The organism is Streptomyces phaeochromogenes (assembly GCF_001418655.1).
In the GTDB taxonomy this organism is placed as follows: Bacteria; Actinomycetota; Actinomycetes; order Streptomycetales; family Streptomycetaceae; genus Streptomyces; species Streptomyces phaeochromogenes.
Genome location: NZ_LIQZ01000542.1, coordinates 1 through 6,204 on the forward strand (window position 1 = coordinate 1; position 6,204 = coordinate 6,204).

The window sequence follows — 6,204 nt, forward strand, 5'->3', positions numbered from 1 at the left end:
CCCCAGCCCCTCGGCCCAGCAACCCAGCCCAGCAACCCAACCCCTCAGGCCAGCAACCCCGAAGACCTCCAAAGCCGCCGCCCGGCCCCCCGCAACACCCCGATGTCGTCCAGGAAGTCGGTCAACCGCTTCGCGCCCGTCTGCATGACCTCCCGCCGATGCCCACTCGCCTTCACCTGGGCCATCGCCTCACGCCGGTCGAGCCCCACGTTCTCGTACACATCGGGATTGACAAAGGCCACCGAAAACACCCGCGCGAACTCCCCGGACGTCACCCGAGTGAACTCCTGCGACCACCGGGGCGCGGTCACCATCTGCCGACGCAGTTCCTCCCGCGCGTACCGGACATGCCGCGCCTCCTCCACCACGTGGATCCGTGTCACCCCCCGGACCAACGTCTGCACCCGCTCGTCCGGGAACGTCAGCCGCTGCATCCAGTCGAGCACCTCCTCGCCGAGCAACGTCGCCGTGAACGACCCAGGCGTGGTCGACACGGTCTTGAAGAAGCGCCCGAGGTTCTGATGGGCCCGGCTCACCGGGTACCAAGGCGTCCCACCGGACGTGATCAGCCGGGCGAACATCTTCGAGTGCCGGCACTCGTCCTCGATCTCGGTCAGCGCATAGCGCACATGCGCACTCGTCGCCGCCTTGTCATAGATGTGCCGCACCAGCAGCTGCATCAGGATGATCTCGAACCAGATCCCCAGCGAAGCGAGCGCAGCCGCCTCGTGCCGCGACAGCAGAATCCGCTGCTCCTCACTCATCCGCTTCCACAGCGGAGTGTCGTACAGCGACACCAACTCCGGCGGCCAGAACCACTTCCCCTCCTCGAAGGGCGCGTCCCAGTCCAGCTCCTTGTCCGGGTCGAACGAGTGCTTCGCGGAGGAGTCGAGCAGCCGCTCGGCCACCTGCTCCCGGTCCTTGAGCAGACCGAGCGCATCGCGCAGCACCTCGGCCTCCGTCACGGTCGTCATGGCTGTGCCCACCTCGTCGTACGGGAAGAAACCTCAGGGTTACCGCCGGTCACTCCTTATGAGACTGCTTGTCAGCAAGGCCGTCAATCCCTCGCGCGCAACTTGACGCGCAACTTGTTGACCCGTCGTCTACTACGTAGGAGCCTGCGAGACATGGCCACCTACGACCTGTACGCCAAGGACCCCGGAGCCCCCCTCTGGCAGGTGCCCGCGACCGGCGCGGCACGGTTCAGCTGGGAGTACGACGAAGGACGCGACCGGCTGCTCGCCCTCTACCAGAAGGGCAAGGACAAGCAGTGGGACGGCCAGAAACGGATCGACTGGGACCTGGAAGTGGACCCGTACGATCCGCTCGGCACCCCCGACGAGTCGATCTCGATCTACGGAACGCCCTACTGGGCGAGGATGAACGACCGCGACAAGGGCGAACTCCGCAAGCACTTCGCCTCATGGCAGTTCAGCCAGTTCCTGCACGGCGAGCAGGGAGCCATGGTCTGCGCGGCCCGCATCGTCGAATCGGTCCCCGACCTGGACGCCAAGCTCTACTCCGCGACCCAGACCATGGACGAGGCCCGCCACGCGGAGATCTACGCCCGCTTCCTCCACGAGAAGATCGGGATGCTGTACCCGGTCAACGACAACCTCCAGTCACTGCTGGGGGACACCCTCCGCGACTCCCGCTGGGACATGCCCTACCTCGGCATGCAGGTCCTCATCGAGGGCCTGGCACTGGCCGCGTTCGGCATGATCAGGGACACCACGGACAAGCCGCTGCCCAAGCAGATTCTCGCGTACGTCATGCAGGACGAGGCCCGCCACGTGGCCTTCGGCCGCATGGCGCTGCGCGACTACTACAAGCAGCTCACCGACGCCGAGCTCCGCGAACGCGAGGAGTTCGTCATCGAGGGCTGCTACCTGATGCGAGACCGGCTGCGCGGGGTGGAGGTCCTGGAGAACTTCGGCATCCCCAAGGCGGAGGCCGAGGAGTACAGCGAGCGCTCCGAATTCCTGGCGCTGTTCCGCCAGTTGCTGTTCTCCCGGATCGTCCCCTGCGTCAAGGACATCGGCCTGTGGGGCAAACGCCTCCAGCAGGCCTACGTCGACATGGGCGTCTTCGACATGGGCAACTCCAACCTCGACCTCCTCATGGCCCAGGACGAGGAACTGGCCGAACAACTGGACGCGGAACGCTTCGCTGCCGAAGAGAAGGCCCGGGTCGCAGAAGTGGAAGAAGCTATCAACGCCGGCGCGGAATCCTAGACAGGGCACGCCACATCGGGACTGCACACGGCACTCCACGTCGGGACTAGACAGAGCACTCCACGACTGGACTACACAGGGCACTCCACGTCGGGAAGGGCCGGGGCCTCCCCGGACAGGGCCGTCGGCGCCGCCTCCCCGGCAGGGAACGACGTCCGCAGCGTGAACGCGTACGCGGTCGCCCCATGCTCCCGCAGATGCAACAGCCGCTCCTCCGCCTCGGCGACCGTCGGCCGGTGCCCGGCCGGCACCCACCACAGGGCCGTCATCGCCTCCTGGATCCGCTCGAACCATTCATTGCGGCGGGTGAGCAGCTCACGGTGCTGTCCCTGGTACATGAACGCGGTCAGGGCGTTGGTGTCCCGCCACACCGTCAGGTTGATGATCAGCCAGTCGTCGCCGAAGACGGACGTGTCCGTCGCGTTGCCGGAGTCGCTCTGCAGACGCCAGACGAAACCGTCCGCGGCGTCGGCGACCGCGTTCACCGGGTCGAGAGCGTCGACGAAGTCCTTCAACTGCGGGGAGTCCAGCGGGGCTTTGAGCCGGGAGATGTTCACCTGGGCGAGTTCGTACGCGGCTGCGGGCTGAGTCATGAACCGAACGGTAGGTCGGGAGACGGGAGCGCAACACCCCCCGTCTCACGGAGTGAGCACCGCCCTCATCACATCCCGCGCGATCGGCGCCGCGTCCCCGCCCCCGCTGATGTCGCCCCGGTCGGCCTCCGCGTCCTCGACGACGACCGCGACGGCCACGGCCGGCTCCATCGCGTCGTCGGCCTTCGCCCAGGAGATGAACCAGGCATACGGCGTACCGGAGTTGTGGATGCCGTGCTGGGCCGTGCCGGACTTGCCGCCGACCGTGGCGCCGGGGATGGCGGCGTTCTTGCCGGTGCCCCGCTCCACCACGTCCGTCATCAGCTCGCGCAGCTGTACGGTGGTGGCGGGGCTCATGGCCTGGCGGAGGGTGCGCTGCCCGGTGGCCGACACCGTGTGGCCGTCGTCCGTGGTGGTCCGCTCCACCAGGTGGGGCGTACGCACGGATCCGTTGTTGGCGACGGCCCCGGCGACCATCGCCATCTGCAGCGGCGTCGCCCGGGTGTTGTACTGGCCGATGGAGGAGAGCGCGAGCTGCGCCTGGTCGACCCGGGTGTCGAAGGTGCTGGGGGAGACCCGGAAGGGGATCCTCAACTGCCGTTCGTTGAAGCCGAATCCGGCCGCCCCGGCCCGCATACCGGCCACCCCCACGTCCACGCCCAGCTTGGCGAAGACGGTGTTGCACGACCAGGTGAACGCGTACCGCAGGGACGCGTCCGCGCACCCCTCGACCTCGTTCGTCAGCCGGACCGAGCTGCCCGGCAGCCGGTACGGGTCGCGGGACTTCGTGGGCTCGTCGACGTCCTCCACCACGCCCGCGTCGAGGGCCGCCGCCGCGGTGACCACCTTGAAGGTGGAGCCGGGCGGATAGGTCTGCCGCACGGCCCGGTTGAGCATCGGCTTGTTGGCCGCCTGGTTCAGGCGAGTCCAGGCCCGGGCCACCGCCGAGTCCGTACCGGAGAGCTCCTCGGGGTCGTAGGAGGGGGTGGAGACCAGCGCCAGGATCCGTCCCGTGGACGGTTCGAGCGCGGCCACCGCCCCCCGCCGGTCGCCGAGCCCCGCGAACGCCGCCTCCTGCGCGGCCGGGTCGAGGGTCGTGACGACGTGACCGCCGGGGTTACGGGACCGCGTGAAGTCGTTCCACAGGGGGAGCGGCGACAGCAGCGGGTCGGTGCCCGCCAGGACGTCGTCCTCGGCGCCCTCCAGCAGATTCGTCCCGTACACCTGCGAGGAGAAGCCGGTGACGGGCGCGTACAACGGGCCGTTCCTGTACGTCCGTTCGTAGCGGAACTGCTGGCCGGAGTCCTTGGAGCCGGTGACCGGCCTGCCGCCGACGAGGATGTCGCCGCGCGGCTGGCCGTAACGGGCGATCGTGTGACGGCGGTTGGCCGGGTTCTCGTCGTACGAGCGGGCCTGGACGAGCTGGATGCGGGTGGCGTTGACGAGGAGGGCGATCAGGAGCAGCGCGCAGAAGGCGGCGGCGTGCCGGATGTACCGGGTCATGGGGCGGCCGTTCCCGGTCATGGTTTGCCCCCTCCTTCGATGCCCTCGGCTGTCGCTGTCGCTGTCGCTGTCGCTGTCGCAGCCGCCGTCGCAGCCCCCGTTCCGGACCGGTCGCGTGCCGAGTCGCTGAGGCGCATCAGGAGGGCCACGATGATCCAGTTGGTGACGACCGACGAACCGCCCTGCGCCAGGAAGGGCATCGCCATTCCGGTCAGCGGGATCAGCCCCGTCACGCCGCCCGCGATCACGAAGACCTGGAGGGCGACGATCGAGGCGAGTCCGATCGCGAGCAGCCGGCCGAAGGGGTCGCGCAGGGCGAGGCTCGCCCGGTAGCCGCGCTCGACCAGCAGCCCGTACAGCAGGAAGATCGCGGAGAGGCCGGCCAGGCCCAGTTCCTCGCCTGCCGTGGCCAGGATGAAGTCCGACTTGGCGGCGAAGCCGATGAGGACGGAGTGGCCGAGGCCGAGGCCCGTGCCGAGCATCCCGCCGGCGGCGAACGAGAAGAGCGACTGGGCGAGTTGGTTCGGGCCCAGGCCCGCCTCGATCGACGCGAACGGGTGCAGCCAGTCCTCGACCCTGCTGTGCACATGCGGTTCGAGCCAGCCGACGGCGACGGCCCCGCACGCCGCGAGCAGCAGGCCCACCGCGATCCAGCCGGTGCGGCCCGTGGCGACGTACAGCAGGACCACGAACAGGCCGAAGAAGAGCAGCGAGGTGCCGAGGTCCCGTTCCAGGACCAGCACGCCGACGCTCAGCAGCCAGATCGCGAGGATCGGCCCGAGGACCCGCCCGGTGGGCAGTTGGAGCCGCCAGATACGACGGCCGGTGTACGCGAGGGCGTTGCGGTTCGCCGCGAGGTAGCCGGCGAAGAACACCGCGAGCAGGACCTTCGCGAACTCGCCCGGCTGGATGGAGAATCCGGCGACCCTGACCCAGATCCGGGCGCCGTTCACGGAGGGGAAGAAGATCGGCAGGACGAGCAGGACGAGCGCGCTCACGACGGACACGTACGTGTAGCGCTGGAGCACCCGGTGGTCGCGCAGCAGCACGACGACCGCGATGAACAGGCCCATGCCCAGCGTCGACCAGACGAGCTGTGTCGGGGCGGCCGGGTCGTCCGGGGTCTCCAGGTCGAGCCGGTAGATGAGCACCAGGCCCAGTCCGTTGAGCAGGACGCCGATCGGCAGCAGCAGCGGATCGGCGTACGGGGCCCGCACACGCACCGCGAGATGCGCGAGGAGCGCGAGTACGCCGAGCCCGGCGCCGTAGCCGACGGCGCCGGGCGGGACCGATCCGGTCCGGGCGACACCGACGTCGCAGTAGCCGTACACGGAGAGCAGGACGGCCAGGACGATGAGGGTGAACTCGATGCCACGGCGCCGGGGGAGGGGGACGACGGGAGCCGGCGGGTCCGCCTGCGCTGTCGTTCCGGGCGAGAGCATGTCCGGAACGTAGCAAGCGAAGCAGTCCATGTCCCGCTATAAGGGGTCAAACGGGCTTCTTGGGTGCAACCTCGGTCGCCCCTTCAGGGGCGCCGGGCGGTCAGCACCAGCGGGGCGCCGGACCGATGTTCTCGATGAAGCGGGCCGTCGCCCAGGCCCAGGTGCCGTCCGCGAGGAGGTACCAGAGGTGGTTGCCCTGGACGTTCTCGCCGCTCGTCTTGCAGAAGATGGAGACCTTCTGGTTGTAGCCGACGAAGCCGACGATGGCGCTGCCGCGGGTCGGCCTGTCGCGGAGGTTCAGTCCGCCGGGCGCGGTGACGACGCCCTTGTAGAGCTTGTGGTGACTGCCGTTGTTGTGGTGGCCCCAGTCGTCGTTCGCGAGAGCGGGGCTCGCGGCTCCGACGACGAGGGCGCCGCCGGCGGCGGCTATGC

At 69.0% G+C, this 6,204-nt stretch carries 6 protein-coding genes; 1 reads left to right on the forward strand and 5 read right to left on the reverse strand.

The genetic code is table 11. The annotated features are described in order from the left end of the window. Positions 1-44: 44 nt before the first annotated feature. Entirely contained in the window at positions 45-974 is a 930-nt protein-coding gene (locus tag AOK17_RS45255) for an AurF N-oxygenase family protein (protein WP_055618484.1), read from the reverse strand. Positions 975-1,127: 153 nt separating this feature from the next. Between AOK17_RS45255 and AOK17_RS45260 the strand changes: the two genes are divergently transcribed. Next, entirely contained in the window at positions 1,128-2,234 is a 1,107-nt protein-coding gene (locus AOK17_RS45260; protein WP_055618485.1) for a ferritin-like domain-containing protein, read from the forward strand. Between the two features lie 71 nt (positions 2,235-2,305). Here the strand turns inward: AOK17_RS45260 and AOK17_RS45265 are convergent, their stop codons facing one another. The 4 genes from AOK17_RS45265 to AOK17_RS45280 all read right to left on the reverse strand — a co-directional run bounded on the left by AOK17_RS45265 (position 2,306) and on the right by AOK17_RS45280 (position 6,202). Continuing rightward, a complete protein-coding gene (locus tag AOK17_RS45265) occupies positions 2,306-2,827 on the reverse strand; it encodes a DUF3291 domain-containing protein (RefSeq protein WP_055618486.1) in 522 nt (173 codons plus the stop codon). A 45-nt stretch (positions 2,828-2,872) separates the two neighbouring features. Next, a complete protein-coding gene (locus AOK17_RS45270) occupies positions 2,873-4,330 on the reverse strand; it encodes a peptidoglycan D,D-transpeptidase FtsI family protein (RefSeq protein WP_055618487.1) in 1,458 nt (485 codons plus the stop codon). Positions 4,331-4,347: 17 nt separating this feature from the next. After that, positions 4,348-5,772: an FtsW/RodA/SpoVE family cell cycle protein gene (locus AOK17_RS45275; RefSeq protein ID WP_079053659.1), complete on the reverse strand. Its 1,425-nt coding sequence runs from the start codon at positions 5,770-5,772 to the stop codon at positions 4,348-4,350. A 100-nt stretch (positions 5,773-5,872) separates the two neighbouring features. Continuing rightward, positions 5,873-6,202, reverse strand: a complete 330-nt coding sequence (locus tag AOK17_RS45280; RefSeq protein WP_055618488.1) for an SH3 domain-containing protein — start codon at positions 6,200-6,202, stop codon at positions 5,873-5,875. Positions 6,203-6,204: the final 2 nt, after the last annotated feature.